Origin of the sequence: Nostoc sp. (genome assembly GCF_036919595.1) — a bacterium.
Lineage (GTDB): Bacteria > Cyanobacteriota > Cyanobacteriia > Cyanobacteriales > Nostocaceae > Nostoc.
In genome coordinates this window covers 137,149-157,604 of the sequence record NZ_JBALCO010000064.1, presented here as the reverse complement: position 1 = coordinate 157,604, position 20,456 = coordinate 137,149, and the positions used below count along the sequence as shown (strand labels likewise).

The following is a 20,456-nucleotide window of genomic DNA, read 5'->3' as shown; positions in this document are numbered from 1 at the left end:
TTAAATGCTATGTATGCAGCAAAACTCACATCTTTTAGCGATCGCCTACATTTGTGATGACCCATAGGGAAAAATGGATAAAGTCGAGCTAAGCTGCTATATATCTATGTATGCAATACTCTAATTTCTAAATACTTCTTGAATATATTTTAGTTTACAGTGATCGGGATCACACCATTTTATTAGTAAAAATAGATAGTATCAAGCACATAAACACCAAAGAACTGTTAAAAGGAGGAGCTAAAAGGCTGTACCTTTTACAGGATAAAGGGATGCATGATACCTTGATAAGCACTAAACTCACCAGTTTTTAATTCTTACCAAGTCATCTAAAAAATGAGAAAAAGGTAAATTATAATGCTCGAACTCTTACAAAAAAATCAATTAAGTGTTACAAAAACACTAAAAGTTAAAAATGAAATTTTGGCACGAGTTCAAGAGCGAAAGCCAGAAACTTTAAATGCCGAAATGAAATTTTACAAAACTGAATTACTTCCCTATTTTATAAAGTTGAGCCAACATAATCCTGTTTTCAGTGTAACAGAGCAATTACGGCTTTTAGTGGGTGTTTGGACACCAATCTGGTCCACCATATCGTTTCATGAAAGTTTACCAAAAAGAATACAAGAGCAGTCCTTCCAAATTTTCCAGCGTGATGGTTACTGTGCTAGTATAGCTCGCTATATACTGGGAAAAGAGTCGTCTTTATCCCAGAATTTTGAATCAAATTTACCAGCTTATGATTTCATGGTAATCCAAAAATATGGAGTTCAAAATGGTAAATGGTGTCTTCAAAACATTGATAGATTTCAGGCTTTTAAAAATAGAGAAATTCCTCTAACTTTAGAATCAGTTTACAGCTGGTTTACTAATGTAGTTAACACTAAAGTAAAACTGAATGCATCAAAACTGGCTTTGCCTAAAGCTGTCAAATTAGAAAATATAGAGATAAATCATGCTAGTGAATTTCAAAAGACATCATTAGCAACTTCTCAAGTGTTTGAGAATTTATATATAGATAATGACTGGCGACTTGTGAAAACTCAAACAGATGCCTCACATCTACCTAATTACACAATTGCTGTCAGGAGGCGATAAAGATAATAATTTCTACAAATCGAAAAGTTTTTGGGAGATGCCAAGTAAAATACTCAATTTAAAAACAAGCAAAACCAAAAATCCTACTCTTCGTTGAAAAAATACTTTATTGAAGCTGTAAAAGATGAGCTTTCTGAGTTAGGCAGTTAGGCTTTATTCCTTGGGATTTGTTAGAATGACGCCCAGAGGCTTGATAGCAAAAAAACCGAGTCTATGTCTATCCTCATTTCTCTTAGTCCAGAAGTAGAAGCACAACTTTATGAAAAAGCTGCACACGAGGGGCAAAATATAAGTGTTGTTGCTGTTGAAGTGCTAACTTGTATTCTGGAGTGGGAGTTGCAAGACTCGGAAGAAGTTTTTGCGAGTATCCAGCCTAGTTTGGATGATTTAGAGGCGAGAAGTTCCTGTTCATTTCAGGTGTTTGCCAAGGAACAACGCCACAAGGACAATCTGCCAAATACATTTGGCGAAAATATGGGAAAGTTTCTGTGAGTTTGCTCTCAAATCCCCTCTTGGGCAAACCATCTAAATAAATACCTGATCTCAAATCCAATATCTAATTTTTTTGCTATGGTGATCCCAAAGGGATTGTTAAGTACTTACGAGGTGTCAATCAGTTGATTTTTTGGTATATATATTAGACTTTAAGTATATACAGATAATTTATCTAGAAAGTGCATCTGTTTTGTTACTTATTGGGTTGGGCAATACGCATTTCGATATCCTCTAAGGTTTGTAACAATAAACGAGTTGCCTGCAATTTCCAACCCCATTTCTGAATTCTGTAAGCTAATACAGTCCCAACTACAGATGCTAACAAGCCTATGGGTTGATTTAAAGAAATTCCCAGTAACAAACCCAATCCAGCAATTCCCCAAAATGGTAATGCTGCTGCTTGTCTTTGTTCTTCGACAATTTGGGTAATTATATTAGATTTCATAGTAGCAAGTAATGCCTCTTTGACTTGCTGCTGTTCTGCTGCTGATACTGTTAAACCTATTTTTCGGCGTAGTTTTTCAATTTTACGGGCATCAGTGCTGTACTCAGTTAGCTCATCTTCTGCCATTTTCAGCAGTCGTTCTAGTTGCACCATTGTGTATTGCTTCAGGTATTCAGATATAGCCATTATCTCGAATAATTGTTATTTCTAGACTATAGTTTGCAATTTAATTGCACAATCCAAAACCACCTCGCTGGCTGCAAAATCTAAAATTGAAGATAGGAAAAATATACTAGTGATTACGCACTGATCAACTTGAGTATAAACTTAAAAGGTAATATTTATGGCTAATGTATCTAAAACCACTTTATCTCTATCTGCAAAAGAGCGATCGCTGATTCTGTGGTTTGATGAAGTTGGCATTGCTGATATCCCTGTAGTTGGTGGTAAAAATGCCTCACTGGGGGAAATGATTCAACAGCTAACGCCCAAAGGTATTAACGTTCCCACTGGATTCGCCACAACTGCTTATGCTTATCGTCATTTCATCCAATCAGCGGGGTTAGAAGCAAAGTTACGCCAACTCTTTGCTGACTTAGATGTTGAGGATGTCAAAAATTTACGAGAACGGGGAAAAAAAGCGCGATCGCTATTAATCCATACCCCATTTCCTGTAGAATTGCGAGAGGCGATCGCTAAAGCTTATCAGAGTCTGGGTGAACGATACAACGCAGAGACAGATGTTGCAGTCCGTTCCAGCGCCACCGCTGAGGATCTACCCGATGCTAGTTTTGCTGGACAACAGGAAACTTACCTCAACGTCGTTGGTGCTGAAGGAGTTTTAGCAGCTTGTCATAAATGCTTTGCTTCTCTATTTACTGATCGCGCCATTTCTTATCGCCACACCAAGGGATTTGACCACTTTAGCATTGCTCTAGCTGTAGGTGTGCAAAAAATGGTGCGCTCTGACTTAGCAACCTCTGGGGTGATGTTCTCCATTGACACGGAAACCGGTTTTAAGGATGCTGCGCTGATTACAGCCGCCTACGGTTTAGGGGAAAATGTTGTTCAAGGGTCTGTAAATCCTGATGAATATTATGTTTTTAAACCAACTTTAAAAGCTGGTTTTCGCCCAATTATCGATAAAAAATTGGGCAGTAAAGAACTGAAAATGATTTATGATGACGGCTCAAAATTTACGAAAAATGTTTCTGTTTCGTCCAGCGAAAGAGGCAAATTCGCTTTGAGTGATCAAGAGATTTTACAACTAGCAAATTGGGCATGTTTAATTGAAGACCATTATTCCCAAGTCCACGGCATTTTCACTCCAATGGATATCGAGTGGGCAAAAGATGGAATTACTAACCAACTTTTTATTGTGCAAGCACGTCCCGAAACTGTCCAGTCACAGAAGATGGGAAATGTGTTGCAGAGTTATCGATTGGTATTGGGGGATAGGGAATGGGGAATAGGGAATGGGGAAAAATCTTCTCTACCTGATTCCCAATCCCCAATTCCTCTAATTACCGGACGGGCGATTGGGGAAGCAATTAGTCAAGGAAAAGCACGCCTAATTTTAGATGTTCAGAAACTCGAACAGTTCAAACCTGGGGAAGTTTTGGTAACAGAAAGAACTGATCCTGATTGGGAACCGATTATGAAACGCGCCAGTGCAATTGTCACCAATTCTGGTGGCCGTACATGTCATGCAGCGATCATTGCGCGAGAATTGGGTGTACCTGCGATCGTGGGATGCGGCAATGCTACAGAAATTTTGAAACCTGGTCAAGAGGTAACAATTTCTTGCGCTGAAGGGGAAGAAGGAAAAGTCTATCCAGGCTTATTACCTTTTGAAGTTGAAGAAGTCCCTTTAGAAAACTTACCCCGCACCCAAACTCAAATTTTAATGAATGTTGGTAATCCTCAAGAAGCATTGAGTTTATCGGCAATTCCCAACGATGGAGTAGGTTTAGCGCGGACAGAATTTATCATTGCGAACCAAATCCAAATTCATCCAATGGCGTTAATTCACTATGACTTATTAAAAGATGAATTTGTCAAAGCTAAAATTGCTGAAATTACTGCACTTTACGACGAAAAACCCCAGTATTTTGTAGATAAATTAGCCCAAGGTATAGGTAGAATTGCGGCGGCATTTTATCCAAAACCAGTGATTGTCCGAACCTCAGATTTCAAAAGTAATGAATATGCCAATTTGTTAGGTGGGCGGCAGTTTGAACCCCACGAAGAAAACCCAATGCTGGGTTGGCGGGGGGCGGCACGTTACTATGATCAAGGTTACAGGGAAGCTTTTGCCCTAGAATGTCATGCCATCAAGCGGGTAAGGGAAGAAATGGGTTTGACGAATGTTATCCCGATGATTCCCTTTTGTCGTACTCCCGATGAAGGGCGTTTGGTTTTGGCAGAGATGGCAAAAAATGGTTTAAAGCAGGGTGTTAACGACTTGCAGGTTTATGTGATGTGTGAGCTGCCCAGTAATGTTATTCTGGCTGAGGACTTTGCTGAGGTATTTGATGGCTTCTCGATTGGTTCCAATGATTTAACTCAGCTAACACTGGGGATAGACAGGGATTCAGCGTTAGTAGCGAGGTTGTTTGATGAACGCAGTCCTGCTGTCAAGCAAATGGTGAAAATGGCTATAAAAGCTGCAAAAAAATATAACTGCAAAATCGGCATTTGTGGGCAAGCACCCAGTGATTACCCAGAATTTGCTCAGTTTTTGGTTGAACAAGGAATTAACTCAATCAGTCTGAATCCAGATTCGGTTTTAAAGACAATGCTGGAAGTGGCAAAAGTCGAGGGTGTTGAGTCAGTTTAATCGCCAGTATACTTCTATAAAGAGTGAAAACTTCCCCCGTTATTCGCAATGAGTACAACGACCACTAAGCGGAAACAATTCGATCCTCAGCTATGGCAGCAATTTGTGAAAGTTGCTAAACCTTACTGGTTTTCTGAGCAAAAGTGGAAAGCTAGAGGACTACTACTACTATTGCTAGTGCTGGCATTAGCGGTAAATGCCATTAATGTCAGTATTAGCTTTATTTTCCGAAATATTAATACTTCATTGGCAAATTTTCCTCAAAGTCGAGATGCGACAAACTTTTGGAAATTCATCGCTATTTATGCTGGACTTTTAGTGATTGCAACTCCGATAATTGTAATGTTTGGCTATCTCCAAGACAAGTTGGGATTACAATGGCGGGAGTGGTTAACAAATCATTTTTTGGATAAATATTTCCAAAACCGTGCTTATTATCGGATTAATTTTAATGATAAAATTGATAACCCAGACCAACGAATTTCTGAAGACATCAGGGCATTTACCCGCACTAGCCTGTCGTTTTCACTGCTGATTCTGACATCAATTGTCACTTTAATTTCATTCACTGGAGTTTTATTATCCATCTCAGTTTCTTTATCAATTGCTCTTGTGACATATGCAATTGTTGGGACGATTATCACTGCCTGGGTTGGTCAACGATTAATTGGAATTAACTTCAATCAGCTTAAACGAGAGGCTGACTTTCGTTATAGTCTGGTTCATGTTCGTGATAATGCAGAATCCATCGCTTTTTACCAAGGTGAAACAGAGGAGACAGTTCAGCTAAAAGATCGTTTACTGCGAGCAATCCGCAACTTTGATTTATTGATTAGCTGGCAGCGAAATTTAGGTTTCTTTACTCAAAGCTATAGTTACTTTGTTGCAGCCCTACCCTACCTGGTAATCGCACCTATCTACTTTGCAGGCAAAACTGAATTTGGGACATTCACTCAAACAGCGATCGCCTTCCAACAAATTTTCAGCGCCTTATCTGTTGTAGTCAGCCAGTTTGAAAGTCTGACAGCTTTTGCAGCAGGAGTTGAGCGGATGGGTGGCCTAGCTGATGCCTTGGAAAAGCCATCCCCAAAGCCCCCAGAAATGACAACTATCGACGTGACAGAAGATTCGCAGCTAGCATTACGTCATGTCACCTTACTGACTCCCAACTATCAACGCACCTTAGTTAGGGATTTACCATTCAGCTTGCAGCCGGGAGAGGGTTTGGTAATTGTCGGTAACAGTGGTAGTGGTAAGAGTTCTTTATTAAGAGCGATCGCTGGATTATGGAATGCGGGTACTGGTGAAATTATTCGTCCTCCGCTTTCGGAAATGATGTTTTTACCGCAACGTCCATATATGGTATTGGGTTCTTTGCGAAGTCAGTTGCTGTATCCCAACACCAATAGTGATATCAGTAAAACCAAGATGTGCCATGTCTTAGCACAGGTAAACTTAGCAGATTTACCAGAACGACTTGGAGGTTTTGACATAGAGCTAGATTGGGCAAATGTACTCTCATTGGGAGAGCAACAGCGGCTTGCTTTTGCGCGACTTCTGCTGAATACACCAAGTTATGTCATCCTAGATGAAGCTACAAGTGCGCTGGATCTTGCTAATGAAAAGAACCTTTATCAACAACTCAAAGCTAAACAAACTACATTAATCAGCGTCGGACACCGCCCTAGCTTATTACAGTACCATGAGTACGTATTAGAGCTAGATGGCAATTCTAACTGGCAGTTGATACCCACTGAGGAATATATTGTCAACCTCAATGCCTTTAACTAATGCTCAAAGCCTTCTATTAATCATCTCTCGTCATTAGAATGGTTGCTAGTTATTACTAATAAAACCAGCAGGAGTGATATGATTTCTGTCTAATTAATAGCCTAATCTCAAAAAACTACCTATGAGAGAAGAGAAGCAGGGGGAGTAGGGTAAAATTATTAATTGTTGACTTTTGACTAATGAATAAAAAGTGGTTCCGAATTGGCATGGTGAGTATATTTATTCTCTCAGTTGCCTTACGATTTTGGGGACTGGAGAGATTCAACACTCTGGTGTTTGATGAAGTTTACTTTGCAAAATTCGGTAATAATTATCTCACGCATACGCCATTTTTTAATGCCCATCCGCCGCTGAGTCAATATATGATCGGCATCGGCATTTTGATTGGCAGTCACATTCCTTTTTGGCACGATACTGTCAATGGGCTGACAGGTTCAATGCGATCGCCTTGGACTTATCGGTGGTTAAATGCCCTCACAGGCTCATTTATCCCTTTAGTTGTGGCTGCGATCGCTTATCAATTGAGTTATCGTCGTAGCTTTGCAATCCTAGCAGGTTTGTTCACTGCTTGTGATGGTATCTTTCTAGTTGAGTCTCGCTACGCTTTAAGTAATATTTATATCGTCATCTTTGGTTTGTTAGGGCACTGGTTTTTATTATTGGCATTAGATAACCAAAATCGGCGACGTTCATTTTGGTTAGTTTTTGCTGGTATTACTTTTGGTGCGTCAGTCGGTACTAAATGGAATGGTTTATGGTTTCTGTCAGGTGCTTATCTTATTTGGATAGCAGCTTGGGTAATTCGGGGAATGCATTCTTTTCCTAACTCCAAACTATTTTTTACATCCCCCTCATTGAAGGAGGTAGAAAGCAGGAGTCAGGAAGCAGAAGTTAGTACTTATTCTCCCTCATTTCAAACACCATTACAAAACTTGACTCAGCTAAATCTTTTCCAGATGCTATTTTATCTAGGAATTATCCCAGCTTTTATCTACAGTATTATTTGGATTCCCCACCTTCAACTAGATAAAACATATGGATTTTTTGCAGTACATCAGCAAATTTTGAAGTTTCACTTACATTTAGGTGGCAATAGTCCTAACGTGCATCCTTACTGTGCTGCCTGGTACAAATGGCCTTTGATGACTCGACCAATGGCATATTATTATCAAACGGCTGAAAGGATCACCGAACCATTACCTGTAATGGGGCCACCTTTACCTGCCGGTGCTGGACAAGTCATTTATGATGTCCATGCAATGGGCAATCCATTTTTATGGTGGTTTGGTGTCGCTGCTATGTTGTTTTTAGTAGGGATGCTGGTGTCACAATTAGTGATTTTTTGGGTGAAGGAAAAGCGTTTTTCTGTGCCTGCAACTCTTAGTGTTGATACTTGGATTGCCTTATATTTAGTTATAAATTATGCTGCTAACTTATTACCTTGGGTGAAGGTGACGAGGTGCGTTTTTATTTACCACTATATGTGTGCAGTAGTATTTGTATTTTTAGCGATCGCTTGGTTTGTTGATCAGTGTCTTCGCAGTTATTATCAACAACTCCGGGCGGTAGGTGTCACCATTACTTTTATCATTCTGGTTGCTTTTATTTTCTGGATGCCCGTTTATTTGGGTTTACCTCTCTCCCCTAACGGTTATAAGCTACGGATGTGGTTCAATTCTTGGATTTAGTTAAAGGGGCATAAGGCATAGGAAGAATAATAACTCCTAACTCGTATTCCCTTCCCGCGATAAGATTAACAGTAAACTAAAAAGTTTTTCTCCGAAGAGCTTTGACTGGACGAAAAGGAGGGGAGGGGAAACTGGGTAAGCTGAAGGAGTAAAGAAAATGATTCAGTTCTGGCTAAATTGGCAAAAAATATTGCTTAATTGCCATCTAATCCCTCCCCTACAGAATCTTTCTAAAAGTTACACCAAATACTTTATTTTAGTGCTATTAGTTTTTAAACCAGTTGAATGTCTAGATTAGCTTGGAAACCAATAGGCTTATTTTCAATGATGGCGAATCTAGAATCTTGAAAGAACAGAGAACCATTTAGGGGATCATAACTGAAGTCGCTGATGGAAGTAGCACTAAACCCTGCTTGAGAAATCTGGATTTTATCACCTTCAACAGCCTTGAAGTCTTTGATAATGTCAACACCCTCTAATACGTTGGTAAAAACAAATTTATCTGCACTCTAATTAAGACATAAATGTAACTTTTTTGTTACTAGAAATAAAAATTATTTTTTTATTCCTATTTTCTGTGAGGGTATGTAATAGCTACTCAAACTATAGCAATCCGATTTTATTGTGTGAAAAAATCTAAATATATGTAGGGAAGCTAGCCGTGTAGGCGGGTTTCCCGACTTGAGCAGACTGGCGTTGTGTTATCGCCGAGAGTACAGCACCCTACGTGTATTTCCCAAATAAAATATGAGTCCGATATAAACTTTGCTACACCAATTAAAATTAAATATTTTAAGAAATTTTTACTATTAATTAAAACATTTATGTCACTAAAAGTTTGCTATTTGCTGGCTGATAGGCAATGTCTAACGACAAGCAAATCTCGATAACTAACATGGGTTAGTAATAAAAAGATACAGAAAGTTAATGTTGTTTGCATTTGTGCCTTCTGTCTCCATCATGCAATCTCTACAAAACCAAGTCAAACTTGGCGTTTGTAGTGCTACATCATCGCCCTGTTAGTACTCCTCATTCACAATTTCTCGCCTGACAAATAAAGCCCGATAAACAGGTTCACCCCGCGATAGGACGCTTGTTTCCCGTTCTGTGGGGACTGGGAGCGGGTTTTGGGCTAGCCATTCTCCTGTACCCACTTTCTGATAAGCTGGGTGAGCTGCAAAGCGATCGCGCATTTCTACAGCGACAAATTCCATATCTGATTGCAGAAATACAACCGAACCAACCGCAAGATAATTAGCTAAGTCTGCCACTAGTTCTGGTTGGACTACACGACGTTTAGCATGGCGGGTTTTAAACCAAGGATCGGGGAATTGAATTGTAACGCGTTGTAAACTTCCTGGAGGGAGGGAAGATAAAAGTGAGTGCAGTGAATTATTTACATTACAAAACAAGTAATGCAGATTTGTTAAACCTAACTCAAAACGCAATTTATTCGCCTCCCCCACTAGCGGTTCCCGAATTTCTAAGCCGAGATAATTCCAGTTTGGTTCTATCTTGGCCATATTCATCAAAAACTGTCCTTTAGCGCAGCCAATATCTAAATGTAGTGGTTGATTTGGCTTTGCATAAATTTTTTCCCAGTCAAGGGGACTTGCTGGTGTTTGATACTTTTTACCAAGTGGATTAACATGCTGGCGGACTCGGACTGCTGCCAAAATTTGCTCTCCTTTACGTTAAAATATCCTGTGGTATCGGGCGTGAGCCATCAGTTGGGTTTGTTAACAAAATGTACTAATCGTAAAACTCCTTTTCGATCGATAAACTCTCACAAACGTTTGAAATTGTACTCAATCAGGAAGCGTAGCTTGCCGCACAACTCTTAGAGACGCTCTTGTTAATAAGATCCCCGCAGGGGTACGACAAGCTACAACTCTTGGAGAGGCTGCGCCCTAAGCGTAGCTATGCCGCAGGCTTTACGACTGCGCTCAGTACAAGTCAGTGACCACCGTGGGCATCGCCTCATCGAAAAAAAAAGCCAATTTCTGCTTGAGTGTTAAGGAAAACGTAAAACCTTTATCGCTTGAGACTTTGAAGGAATTCTTGCTTGAGTGCAAAATAGTTAGTAATCTCTGCAAAAGTAAGCGGTGTAACTTTTGTTTCTGCTCGGATTGGCTGTAATAAAGCGTTTAGGCTGCAATGTGAACTGTTAGCCTTTCTATATACGCAACGGTCACTCATACCAGGTATCCGAAAGTAGTCACCTATTTCTAGTTGTTGGAAAGTCATTAAATCCTCATAATTTTTGGTAAATAACGGTTATAAAAGTGAGAGCTTAATAAAGCCAATTTAGATTGTTCTCTTAAATTTACCCCGTCATATTTCAAGTTAAGTAAATTTGCACTAAGCAAACTTTTAGTTCATTCCTCTCTTTAACTAGCTAATAGCCTTTTTACTGTAATTTATTATACCCTTTTTTAACTATATATTTGGGTTAGTTATTCAGGAAAAAAAAGGCATTATATATGCTAGGATTGTATCAAATTATGGCAATTATTCAAGAGCAATTTAGAATAATTTTGCGCTTGATTGAATAAAAAAGCTAAAATCTACGATTTTTGGAGATTTTTAGGTTATGACAACCTCACAGGAGAGGATTATCCCGACAGACTTGCGAAACGAAATGTCGCAGTCTTATCTGGAATACGCCATGAGCGTGATAGTGGGTCGGGCGCTGCCAGATGCCAGGGATGGTCTAAAACCTGTGCATCGTCGCATTCTCTACGCAATGCACGAGCTAGGTCTGCTCCATGATCGCCCGTTTAAGAAATGCGCCCGTGTGGTGGGGGAAGTGTTGGGTAAATATCACCCCCACGGCGACACAGCAGTATATGATGCCTTGGTGCGGATGGCGCAGGATTTTTCCATGCGATCGCCCTTAGTTAACGGACATGGTAACTTTGGTTCGGTAGACAACGATCCGCCGGCGGCAATGCGATACACAGAATGCCGTTTGCAAGCTTTAACTAGCGCCGGTCTACTGCACGACATCGAGTATGAAACCGTAGACTTCGCCGATAACTTCGACGGTTCCCAGCAAGAACCAACAGTGCTACCGGCGCGGATTCCCCAGTTGTTGCTCAACGGTTCCTCTGGAATTGCCGTGGGCATGGCCACTAACATTCCGCCGCACAATTTGGGCGAATTGATTGATGCTTTAGTGGCTGTCATCCACAATCCAGAAATCACTGACATCGAATTAATGCAGTATGTCCACGGCCCAGACTTTCCGACTGGGGCACAAATTTTAGGAACATCTGCCATTCGAGAAGCTTATACTACAGGGCGTGGTTCCATTACCATGCGTGGTGTCGCTAACATTGAAACCGTTGAACAACGGGGACGGCCAGATAGAGAAGCAATTATCATCACCGAATTGCCCTATCAAACCAACAAAGCGGCGCTGATTGAAAAGATCGCCGAAATGGTGAACGAAAAGCGTCTAGAGGGCATTGCAGATATTCGGGATGAAAGCGATCGCGACGGGATGCGAATTGTGATCGAACTCAAGCGTGATGCTTATCCCCGCGTCGTTCTGAACAACCTCTACAAGCAAACGCCACTGCAAGCCAACTTTGGGGCGAATATGCTGGCGTTGGTGAATAGCGAACCCCAGGTACTCACCCTCAAGCAGTTCTTAAGCGTCTTTTTGGATTTCCGCATCGAATCCATTGCCAGACGCACCCGTTACGAACTGCGGAAAGCCGAAGAACGCGATCATCTCCTCCAAGGGTTATTGATTGCCCTGTCCCAGTTAGATCCAATTATTGTCTTGATTCGCCATGCCCCCGATGCGCCCACAGCCAAAGGTGAGTTGATCACAACTTACGGACTTTCGGAAGTGCAAGCAGATGCGATTTTGCAGATGCAATTACGGCGGTTGACTGCCTTAGAAGCAGACAAAATTCGTCTGGAACACGAGGAATTACAAGCGAAAATTACCGATTTACAAGATATTTTGGCCCGCCGGGAGAGAGTGCTGGAAATCATCGAAACTGAAGTTGGGCAACTGAAAACTAGCTTCGCCACACCCCGCCGCACGGTGATTTTACCAGGGGAAGGAGAATTAGATGATCGCGATCTAATTGCCAATGAAAAAGCAATAATTCTGGTAACAGAGCAAGGTTACATCAAACGAATGCCAGTTAACACCTTTGAAGCGCAAAGCCGTGCTACCAGAGGTAAAGCCGCAGCCAAGGTGAAAGATGATGATACCATTGAGCATTTCTTGACTTGCTGCGATCACGATAGTATTTTATTCTTTAGTGAACGTGGTGTTGTTTACTGCCTGAGAGCGTATCAAATTCCAGCGAGTTCGCGTACCAGTCGCGGGACACCAATTGTCCAAATGCTACCCATTCCCAAAGAGGAAAAAATTACCTCGATTGTACCAGTTGACGAGTTTAGCAATGATGAATATTTAGTCATGCTCACTAAGGGCGGCAATATCAAGAAAACTGAATTGGCAGCCTTTAGTCACATTCGCGCCAATGGTTTGATTGCTATTTCCTTAGAAGAAGGCGACCAACTCCGCTGGGTGCGACGCGCCAGAGTTGAGGATAGTATAATCATTGGTTCTCGTAATGGGATGGCGATTAACTTCCGGTGCAACCACGAACAACTGCGTCCTTTAAGTAGGGCGACTCGTGGGGTGAAAGCCATGAAACTCAAAAATAAAGATGAACTGGTGGGTATGGATATTCTGCCCGCAGCAATTCTTGAAACTTTGGATATAGTTACAGAAGCGGAAACAGAAGATATCGAAGCAATCGAAACAGAAGATATCGAAATTACCGAAACTAATGAAGAGTCCGCAGAAGTGCCTAGCAGTGGCATTGTTGGCCCTTGGGTATTGGTAATTACAATGGGAGGATATGGTAAACGCGTACCAGTTGCCCAATTCCGTCTGCAAAACCGTGCTGGTCAAGGTTTAATGGCAACCAAATTCAAAAACCGCAAAACTAAAGACAAGTTGGCAACCCTACGCATTGTCAACAATGATGATGATGAAATCATGATGGTGACAAATCGCGGTATTATCATCCGGCAAGCGGTAAATGCAATTTCTATCCAATCGCGATCGGCAACTGGAGTCAGAGTACAGCGTTTAGACGAAGATGATGCCATTACCGGAGTGGCAATAGTTCCACCTGATGCTGTCGATGCAGAAGAAGCAGAATAAAAAGCAGGGGGAGAGGTTAACCGCCTCACTCCCTTACTTGATTGCCTTAGCCAGTGGCATTTTAATGGGGCTAACCGTAGCCCCTGTAGGTGCATGGTTATTGGCTTGGATTGCCCTAGTCCCATTATGGGTGATAGTTGTAACTTCAGCCAAAGCCAAAAACCAATTCCCCCCGGCTTTTCTCTGGGGTATCGGTTATCACGGTGTCGCCTTATTTTGGATTACGGGAATTCATCCAATGACATGGTTGGGTGTTCCTTGGTTGCCAAGTTTGGCAATTACCCTTTTTTGTTGGGGATTTATCAGTGTATTGGGAGGGGTATTCGTTGCTATTTGGGCGGCTGTAATGGTTCGCCTAGGTGGACAAAAATCGTGGCTACGTATATTAATTGGTACAGCCGTCTGGTGCGGCTTAGAAAGTCTATGGAGTGCTGGCCCTCTGTGGTGGAGTTCCCTTGCTTACACCCAAAGTCCGCACAATCTCGTGATTTTACATCTGGGCCAACTCTCAGGGCCTAATACTGTGACAGCAGCAATAGTTGCTGTGAATGGCTTAATTGCTGAAGGATGGACGAACCGCCAAGGCGCAAAGGGTGCAGAGAGAATTTCCTCTGTGTCACGCCAGTTGCTTCTCCTGTCGGAGACGCTGCGCGAACAAGTCGGGGAACCCGCCCAACGCACTGGCTTCTCTGCGCCTCTGCGGTTGGTTAATAAATACTGGGTTATCGCCACAGGACTATTAATTACCTTACACCTGATTGGTTTTATCTTATATAGTCGTCCCATCGTCCAACCCCCAGAAGCAGCCTTGAAAGTAGGGATTGTTCAGGGTAATATCCCGAACCGACTTTTACGAAGTTCTGAAGGGTTTCGTCGCGCCCAAGAAAATTACACCAGTGGATATCTAACTTTAGCAGACCAAGGTGTAGATGCAGTCCTCACCCCAGAAGGAGCCTTACCTATTTTCCAGCGCAACTTGATGGAAACTGCCTTAGTTGCAGCAGTGAAGAAAAAAGGGGTAGTTGCTTGGATTGGGGCTTTTGGCGAGCGGGGAGACAGTTATACAATTAGCTTGTTTACTTTCAACAGTAAGGGTGAAATTGTCAGCCGCTACGATAAAGCCAAACTAGTACCTTTGGGAGAATATATTCCCTTTGAAGGAATTTTAGGCGGGATAATCCAACGCTTATCGCCTTTGGATGCACATCAAGTTCCGGGTTCAGCAAATCAGATATTTGATACTCCTTTCGGTCGGGCGATCGCTAGTATATGTTATGAATCTGCTTTTGCTGAACAATTTCGCCGTCAAGCTGCTGCGGGTGGGCAATTTATCCTCAGTTCTTCTAACGATGCCCATTACACTGCATCCATGCCATTTCAGCACCATGCACAGGATATCATGCGGGCAATTGAAACTGATAGATGGTCAGCACGAGCAACTAATACAGGATATTCAGCCTTTGTAGATCCTCACGGCAGAACCTTGTGGATATCTGGATATAATACCTACGAAACTCATGCTGATACAATTTATCGCCGACAGACACAAACTTTATATGTGCGTTGGGATGATTGGTTAACACCTTTGTTGTTGATATGCTCTGGAGGAGCTTGGCTGGTAACTCAATTTAGCGATTCAAATAAAATAAGTAATTAGTAATTAACTAGGTCATGCTAAGTTGCATTTACGGTCAAATGAACAATTGATGCTGTTGGGAAAGTCAAAAGTAGCCAAAGTAGACAGGTATCCAGTAGAGTCTCACCCTAAGATTGCCTGTGTAGTAAGTGTTTCAGCATTAGCATAATTTTCTGTACGGTTGCTCATTTCATCCCTCTTCTCTATGGGAGACGCCAAGGGCAAACGACAAATTTTTATCCAGGTATTTACGGAGACAATCACTGCTCACATTTATCTTTGCTCTACGCATTATATTAAAAAGCATTATTTATTCTTACTAAATAAGGTCAGTACAAATTACATTTAAATACTCATTCTTAACTTTTGTCTCAGTATAAATATTTATGACACAAATAATCTTATCTTAAAGCGTCACAAAGTAATATTAACTCATTTAAACAATTATATGTGTCTTTTAATAATATTTAGTGCTAATTTTAACTTTATTGATTGAATAACTACTGTTACTTTTATTATTTTTATTGATTATATAGTTTATTATTTTACTTTCGTTTTAAGTAAATTAACTGCTAATTACTTCTTATTTAACGTAATCTAGATATTATTGAACTAAAACTATCTAGATTAATAAGTATTTTATACGTGTTAATATTAAGTAGTAATAAGCACACCCTTCATTTAGAATTGTGTTTTATGAAGTGGAGAAGGCAGGATATAGACTGTCAATATTTGCCGTATTCCTACTATATTGGTAAAAATTTATTTTTACTTGCCACATGGTTAAAAACTGGTATTCACTTGTTTTATATGTAGTTATAAAGTTGACATTCACTTTTTCAAATGCAAGAAATGAATAAAAGATGGATAAGGCATGGCTATCATCAGACCTACACAAACACTAAACACATCTCTAAATTTTCTCGTTAGGCTAAAATCTCTGACGTTTGTTCTAGCAGGAGTATTATGCAACTATCAGGATGCGATTGCCCAAACTTCTGATCCTCAGATGTATCGGTTGGAAGATGTTCCTGTTAGACCCTTACGGTCGGATCTATTGCCGCAGCCATCAGATAATAATCAATTACTTCCTCCTCCAAAACTACCAGAGCAACCAATTTCGGGACAGGATGATCCTAATGCCAGATTTCAGGTTAATCGCATTGAAGTAGTTGGCAGTACAGTTTTCAAACCAGAACAGTTGACTGCTATCACAGCTCCTTTTGTTGGGCGGCAACTGACATTTATCGAGCTGTTGCAAGTCAAAGATGCGATCACGAAACTCTATGTTGATCATGGCTATATAACCACGGGGGCGTTGATTGTACCGCAGACAGTAGAAGCTGGAGTGATCAAAATTCAGGTGATCGAAGGTAGTCTGCAAGAAATCAAGATTATCGGCAATAAGCGATTGCGTACCCAATACATTCGCGATCGCATCCTACTTGGTGCCAAAACACCCTTGAACGTGCCGCACTTACTAGAAAAACTACAACTACTCCGCCTCGATCCGCAGATTCAAAACTTGTCAGCCGAGTTGCAAACAGGTGTGCATCCGGGAACTAATGTATTGCTTGTCGAGGTTGAAGAAGCCGATACCTTTAAGCTGACAACAACCCTAGATAATGGGCGATCGCCGAGTGTGGGCAGTTTTCGTCGGGGAATAGATTTGCAAGAAGCCAATTTACTGGGCTTGGGCGACACCCTCAGCGTCGGATACGCCAACACCGATGGCAGTAATACAATCAATCTCAATTACACACTGCCGATTAATGCCCGCAATGGCACTGTCTTCTTTGGTTTTAACCAGGGATGGAACCGCGTTATTGAAAAACCATTTAGCGTCCTTGATATTCAGTCAAACACCCGATCTTACGAATTGGGCTATCGCCAACCATTGGTGCAAAAGCCAACCCAAGAGTTGGCGATCGGGGTGTCATTCTCACGTCAGGAAAGCCAAACTGAGTTAGGTATTGATAACATTGGGCCATATAAACTGTCACCCGGTGCGGATGCGAACGGAAAAACCAATATTTCTGCCCTGCGCTTTTTTCAAGAATATACCCAACGAAGTAACCAGTATGTATTTGCTGCGCGATCGCAATTTAGCTTTGGCGTAGATTGGTTCGATGCGAATGTCAGTCAGGATGAACCAGATAGCCGCTTTTTCGCTTGGCGGGGACAGGCGCAGTGGGTGCGACAGTTAGCACCGGACACGCTATTTTTAGCTAGGGGCGATTTCCAACTAGCAGCAGATTCCTTAGTGCCCTTGGAGCAATTTGGCCTCGGTGGACAGCTAAATGTACGGGGCTATCGCCAAGACTCATTAATTACAGATAATGGCATGTTGTTGTCGGCTGAATTCCGTTTGCCCATTGTTCGTGCTTCCAAGATTGGCGGAGTGCTGCAACTGACACCCTTCATTGACATAGGCAAAGGCTGGAATGTCAAGGGCGAAAATCCATCGCCAAGTCTGTTGGTTGGTACCGGGTTAGGGCTGTTGTGGACACAGGGCAATAATTTCTCAGCCCGTCTGGATTGGGGCATTCCTCTGACATCAGTCGAAGGTGAAAAGCGATCGCTCCAGGAAAATGGGCTGTACTTCTCAATAGGTTATTCACCGTTTTAATCCAACAAGCTACTTCAATAGTGCTGAGAGAGTTATCGTCCTGAAGAAGCACTCATTGCTCGGCACTGTTTCGGTGAATGTTAAGAGCAATTTAGGGAACCCTAATTATTGAGTATAAATAGAAATTGGACAATGCAAACGACCTCTGTTGCTTTGGGTTTGGTAAATGGAATATTGACAGCTGGGATGCTCCTCTGGAGCGGCTTTGCCAATGCCCAGGTGACTCCCGACGCCACCCTCAACACCACCGTCTCCCAAAGTGGTAATAACTTCACCATCACTAACGGTAGTGCCGTAGGTAGTAATCTGTTTCACAGCTTTCGTGAGTTTTCCGTGCCCAACGGTGGTTCAGCCACTTTTAATTTAATCAACACGCCCAATATCTCCACCATTTTCAGTCGTGTAACTGGGGGTAGTATTTCCCACATTGACGGCGTAATTCAAACAATTAACAGCAGTAATCCTGTCAGCCTGTTTCTGCTCAATCCCAGTGGGATTATTTTCGGTGTCAATGCTCAATTGAATATTGGCGGATCGTTTATTGGCACTACTGCTAACAGTATTAAATTTGCTGATGGAAGTGAATTTAGCGCAATTAGTTCTCAAGCCGCACCGTTGTTAAGTATCAATGTTCCTGTTGGTCTGCAATTGGGCAGCAATCCTGCACCAATAACGGTTCAAGGTACAGGATACTCCTTGACTACGACCGATGCATCGGCTCTGCTTCCCATCACTCGGATTCCCAGTTCTACAGAACTATCGGTACAGCCTGGAAAAACCCTAGCCTTGGTGGGTGGGAACCTAGATTTGAATGGGGCAACTCTGAGAGCCGAACAAGGGCGAGTAGAATTGGGCAGTGTGGGTAGCGCAGGGCTGGTCAGCTTGATGTCAACCGCACAGGGCTATACGTTGGGGTATGGAAATGTGCAACGCTTTGGCGATATTCATCTGGCAGGGCGATCGCTATTAGATATCAGCGGAGTGAATGCAGGTTCTGTGCAAGTTCAGGGTCAGCAAATTCAATTCACCGATGGCTCTCTGGTGCTGGCGCAGAATTTCGGCAATCTCCCTGGTGGTGACATTCGCTTTCAGGCTACGGAGGCAATTGATCTGATTGGTACAACACCCGATGCTAAGATTAAAGGCGGGGTGCATAATGAAGCCTTTGGCATTGGAGCTAGTGGGAACATTAGCGTCATTACTCCCAGGCTGACCCTCAAGCAGGGAGCGGCATTAAATAACCTAACATTCGGAGTGGGTCCCAGTGGCAATATCCAGATCGATGCAATGGCGATTGATATATCTGGCTTCTCACCCATTAATCCCGGTGTTGCTTCCAACATTAACACTACCACGCTAGGCACTGGGAACGCTGGTAATGTTTTTGTCAATGGTAATAGTCTACTGGTGTCAAACGGTGCCTCACTGTCTTCGGCTACCTTTGGCAGTGGCTCTGGCGGTAAAGTGACGATTCGCAACACCAACACCACCGTGACTGGAGAAAGCCCCTCTGGAGTTTACAGCAACATTAGCTCAATTACATTTGCAACCGGAAATACCAAAACCTTGACACTAGATACTGCCAAATTGCAAATTCTGGATGGGGGAGTAGTTGCCGCCACCGCATTTTTTGCAGGTAATGGGGGAGATTTGAACATCAACGCTACCGAATCGATCGCAATCAGTGGTCAAGGTCAGACAAATAATAGCAGCATTAATGCGTCCAGCATCCGACTCGATCCGTCATTGCGGCAGCGATTCAGTTTGCAAGATATGCTAACAGCTAATGCAGGTACTGTGAGCATTACCACACCGAACTTAACACTGACGGATGGTGGGACAGTCAGTGTCACCAGTCAAGGCAGTGGAAATGGTGGCAATATTAACATCAATGCAGATACTATCCAATTAAAGAATAAAGGGTTTATTCAAGCCCAAACAGAATCCGGCAATGGTGGCAATATTACCTTACAAACCAGAAACCTGTTGTTTCTACGAGACAATAGCCTGATTACCTCAACAGCTGGTGGTAACGGTAATGGGGGCAATATCAACATCAATGCACCGATTATTCTCGGATTAAAAAACAGCGATATTGTTGCTAATGCAGTGCGAGGTCGTGGTGGTAATATTCAAATCACTACCCAAGGTATCTTTGGTCTGAAATTTAGTGACCAACTCACACCAGACAATGATATTACTGCAAGTTCACAGTTGGGTGTAAATGGTAATGTGCAAGTCAATACCATTGGTGTCGATCCAAATTCCGGTTTAGTCCAACTGCCAGCGAATATAACTAATCCAGCGCAGCAAATAGCCACTGGTTGTTCTACAAACCAAGGCAGTCGCTTTGTGGCAACAGGACGAGGTGGGATGCCGCAAAATCCCAATCAGCAAATAACGAGCGATCGCACCTGGGACGATGTGCGAGATTTATCTGCTTACCGAAAAACTGGCAATGTCACTCCCCAAACGCATGTATCACCAAAGGTTCTCGTTGAAGCCACTTCTTGGTACCGTAACGCTGATGGCAAAATTGAATTAATAGCGGCTCCATTTCCTACCTACGTGCAGCAATCATTAACCTGTGCTGCTTCAGCTAAGAGTTAACTATAAATAAGGTTAGCAACAATTT

At 42.1% G+C, this 20,456-nt stretch carries 12 protein-coding genes; 9 read left to right on the top strand and 3 right to left on the bottom strand.

Going from position 1 to position 20,456, the window contains the following annotated elements; translation table 11 throughout:
* The first annotated feature begins 357 nt into the window (after positions 1-357).
* Together V7K21_RS08895 and V7K21_RS08890 are read left to right on the top strand one after the other, a co-directional pair.
* Positions 358-1,098: a hypothetical protein gene (locus tag V7K21_RS08895; protein WP_335173428.1), complete on the top strand. Its 741-nt coding sequence runs from the start codon at positions 358-360 to the stop codon at positions 1,096-1,098.
* A gap of 213 nt (positions 1,099-1,311) precedes the next feature.
* The gene (locus tag V7K21_RS08890; RefSeq protein WP_335173426.1) at positions 1,312-1,590 is read left to right on the top strand and encodes a hypothetical protein; all 279 of its coding nucleotides are present in this window, start codon (positions 1,312-1,314) and stop codon (positions 1,588-1,590) included.
* Positions 1,591-1,786: 196 nt separating this feature from the next.
* Here V7K21_RS08890 and V7K21_RS08885 read toward each other — a convergent pair whose 3' ends face one another.
* Positions 1,787-2,191 carry a hypothetical protein gene (locus V7K21_RS08885; protein ID WP_335173436.1) on the bottom strand — a complete coding sequence of 135 codons (405 nt, stop codon included), beginning with the start codon at positions 2,189-2,191 and terminating at the stop codon, positions 1,787-1,789.
* Between the two features lie 190 nt (positions 2,192-2,381).
* Between V7K21_RS08885 and ppsA the strand changes: the two genes are divergently transcribed.
* From ppsA to V7K21_RS08870, 3 genes are all read left to right on the top strand, one after another.
* Entirely contained in the window at positions 2,382-4,877 is a 2,496-nt protein-coding gene (gene ppsA, locus V7K21_RS08880; protein WP_335173424.1) for a phosphoenolpyruvate synthase, read from the top strand.
* 48 nt (positions 4,878-4,925) lie between these two features.
* On the top strand, positions 4,926-6,668 hold the full coding sequence (locus V7K21_RS08875) for an ABC transporter ATP-binding protein/permease (RefSeq protein WP_335173423.1): 1,743 nt from the start codon (positions 4,926-4,928) through the stop codon (positions 6,666-6,668).
* A 179-nt stretch (positions 6,669-6,847) separates the two neighbouring features.
* Positions 6,848-8,356, top strand: a complete 1,509-nt coding sequence (locus V7K21_RS08870; protein WP_335173421.1) for a dolichyl-phosphate-mannose--protein mannosyltransferase — start codon at positions 6,848-6,850, stop codon at positions 8,354-8,356.
* 1,019 nt (positions 8,357-9,375) lie between these two features.
* Here V7K21_RS08870 and trmB read toward each other — a convergent pair.
* Both trmB and V7K21_RS08860 read right to left on the bottom strand, forming a co-directional pair.
* Positions 9,376-10,032, bottom strand: a complete 657-nt coding sequence (gene trmB / locus V7K21_RS08865) for a tRNA (guanosine(46)-N7)-methyltransferase TrmB (protein WP_335173419.1) — start codon at positions 10,030-10,032, stop codon at positions 9,376-9,378.
* Between the two features lie 358 nt (positions 10,033-10,390).
* Entirely contained in the window at positions 10,391-10,603 is a 213-nt protein-coding gene (locus V7K21_RS08860; protein ID WP_335173417.1) for a hypothetical protein, read from the bottom strand.
* A 346-nt stretch (positions 10,604-10,949) separates the two neighbouring features.
* Between V7K21_RS08860 and gyrA the strand changes: the two genes are divergently transcribed.
* The 4 genes from gyrA to V7K21_RS08840 all read left to right on the top strand — a co-directional run bounded on the left by gyrA (position 10,950) and on the right by V7K21_RS08840 (position 20,431).
* The gene (gyrA, locus tag V7K21_RS08855) at positions 10,950-13,556 is read left to right on the top strand and encodes a DNA topoisomerase (ATP-hydrolyzing) subunit A (protein WP_335173415.1); all 2,607 of its coding nucleotides are present in this window, start codon (positions 10,950-10,952) and stop codon (positions 13,554-13,556) included.
* Complete coding sequence (gene lnt, locus V7K21_RS08850; RefSeq protein WP_335173413.1) at positions 13,537-15,213, top strand: apolipoprotein N-acyltransferase; 1,677 nt, start codon at positions 13,537-13,539, stop codon at positions 15,211-15,213. The genes gyrA and lnt overlap by 20 nt, the downstream gene beginning before the upstream one ends.
* Positions 15,214-16,066: 853 nt before the next feature.
* Positions 16,067-17,821 (top strand): ShlB/FhaC/HecB family hemolysin secretion/activation protein, encoded by a 1,755-nt coding sequence (locus V7K21_RS08845; RefSeq protein WP_335173411.1) that lies wholly within the window; start codon positions 16,067-16,069, stop codon positions 17,819-17,821.
* Between the two features lie 132 nt (positions 17,822-17,953).
* On the top strand, positions 17,954-20,431 hold the full coding sequence (locus V7K21_RS08840; protein ID WP_335173409.1) for an S-layer family protein: 2,478 nt from the start codon (positions 17,954-17,956) through the stop codon (positions 20,429-20,431).
* The last annotated feature ends 25 nt before the right edge of the window (positions 20,432-20,456 follow it).